The sequence below is a fragment of the Actinomycetota bacterium genome (genome assembly GCA_036280995.1).
In the GTDB taxonomy this organism is placed as follows: Bacteria; Actinomycetota; CALGFH01; order CALGFH01; family CALGFH01; genus CALGFH01.
On the sequence record DASUPQ010000922.1, the window covers coordinates 1 to 2336 of the forward strand.

Here is a 2336-nt window from a genome sequence, read left to right on the forward strand (position 1 = left end):
CCCGTACGCTGCACCCTCCAGCCGGCCGCCCTGCGGGTCCGGGTCCCCCGTGACCGTCCTGGGGTGCCCGACCCAAAGCCCATCATGGACTGGAAGCGGCTGTGGCAGATCGCCTGACCGTGACGCCCGGGAAGGACGGGCGTCGCTGAGCGGATGCGAGGACGAGGGCCATGCCTCCCGGTTCTCCAGCTCGATATCGCCGATCCGTTCCAGCCGATAGGCCTGGCTGATCTAGGGTGGAAGAAGAGCGACGGCTCGCTGGGCTCGCCCGGTTCAGGCGCCTTCGAGCGCCTCCAGTCGTCCTGACTGGATCGCCGCCGCGAACGCCTGGTAGTCGCGCTCGTTCTGGTCGGCGTAGCGCTTGGCGAAGTCAGTGATCGACCGGTCGAACTGGTCGTCCTCACCAAGGTACTCGGCGATCGCCACCGGATCCCCGGAGCGGGCATGCGCCCGCGCCAGGGTCCAGCCGCAGATGCCGGCGTAGAAGTTGAGCCCCACCGGCCTCATCGACTCGACCTCGGCCGAGCCCTTCATGTCCCGCAGCTGCCGCCAGGAGTAGTAGCGGTGGGCCTCCACCCCCTTGGTCCAGCCCAGGAAGATGTCGCTGGCCGCCTGCATCATCCGCTGGCCCTGGACCACCCGCTGGCCGGGCTGGCGGTAGCGGCTCTTGGGTAGAGGGCCCTCCAGGACCGAGGCGGTCGCCTCCTTCACCTGCAGGAACAGCGGGTCCTGTTGGTCGCGGCCTTGCAGCAGGACGATGAAGGCTCGGGTGCCGACGCTGCCCACCCCGACCACCTTGCGGGCCACGTCCACCAGCTGGAACCGCTCCAGCAGCCGGCGCTGGTCGTCGCGCAGGGTGGCCCGGTAGCCGCGGAACTGCTCGTGGATCACCTGCTCGATCTGGTCGCCGGACAGCCCATAGGTCGCCTCCAGCTCCCGGGCCGGGACCACGATCGGGGGCTGGCTGACGATCCGATACTGGCCGTCAACCAACTCGCCAAGCTTGGACAGGGCCTGCAGGCTGTCGCGGGTGTGGGCCTTGGCGACAGTCTTCTGGGCGGTCTTCGCAGCCCGCGTAGCCGCCTTGGTTGCTTTCTTTCCCGTTCTGGCTTTCGCGGCCTCGGTGGCGGCGCCGCGGACTCCCTTCATGAGCTCGTCCTCGTCCAGGTGGGCGTACCAGATGGCCAGCGTGCCCATGGCGGCGAAGCCGGCCATGGCTTCGCGGTAGGCCGCCACCGCCGCTTGTGTGGCCGCCTTGGTGTCGGCCTTGGCGAAGCCGTTGTTGCGGCCGGCGATCATGAAGCTAGCCGCCAGCCGCTTGACGTCGTACTCGAACGGCCCCGAGAGGGTCTCATCGAAGTCGTTGAGGTCGAACAGCAGCCGGCGCTCGGGCGAGGCGAAGACCCCGAAGTTGGACAGATGGGCATCCCCGCACAGCTGCACGTCCAGCCCGGCGGTGGGGGTTCCGTTGAGGTCGGTAGCCATGATCTTGGCCGTGCCCCGGTAGAAGGTAAACGGTGACACCAGCATCCGCCCGTGGCGGACCGGGACCAGGTCGGGCTCCCGGGTCGCGTTCTGCTCCTGCAGCAGCGCAACCGGGTCGGGGCGGTCGGTGGCCGGCGCCCACTCGGCGTGGCTGGATGGAGGGGTACGGTTGCGGGCCTCCTTGCCCTTGGCTCGGCGCTCATCCACGCTCGGATGCGGGACCCTGGTCCTCGCGGCCATCTGCCCGTCCCTCCCGCTTGGGTCACCTTTCCTGCCGGACTTCCATTGATAACACCAGCGAGGCGCCTGGGCAGCATCCCGTGAGTGATCCCACTCATGTGAGGCAGTCTCAAACGGGCCTGCCGGCACGACCCGAGCCTGATCCCCGCAGGTCGGCTCGAGGGTCGGCCTGGCTGTCGGAGGGCGTCGGCGGGGGACTGTCGTTGACCCCAGCGGCGTCGGCCTGTCGAGGTGCGTCAGAGCCTGGTGGCTGCCGACGGTTCGTGAGCAGCTCCGGCAGCCATCCACCACCACTCGTTGGCCAACGCCTGCGGCGGCGCTAGCGTCGCTTCATGAAGCGCTGGCCAAACTCCTTGAGCTTGCGACGGTTCACTGGCTTGCTGGCCTGTTCCTTGATCTCCTCTGTGAGCTGCTTTCCCTGGGGGCTTTGGGCGAAGTCCTTGTCATTCCGCTTGTCATTCCACCAGCCGCTACTCGGCCCCACAGGAGCGCACTGGCTGGACGACCCCCCCGACGTGAGCTGCCAGGACAGTACTCAGCCGCACGCCGTGGACGATCCGCTGCTGATCCGAAAATCGACGGTGCGTGGGCAGGCGGAAGCACCCGGCGGA

Annotated in this window: 1 protein-coding gene; it reads right to left on the reverse strand. The window is 68.4% G+C overall.

The genetic code is table 11. The annotated features are described in order from the left end of the window. Positions 1–273: 273 nt before the first annotated feature. Positions 274–1725, reverse strand: coding sequence for a DUF2252 domain-containing protein (locus VF468_30740; protein HEX5882664.1), 1452 nt, complete (start codon positions 1723–1725; stop codon positions 274–276). Positions 1726–2336: the final 611 nt, after the last annotated feature.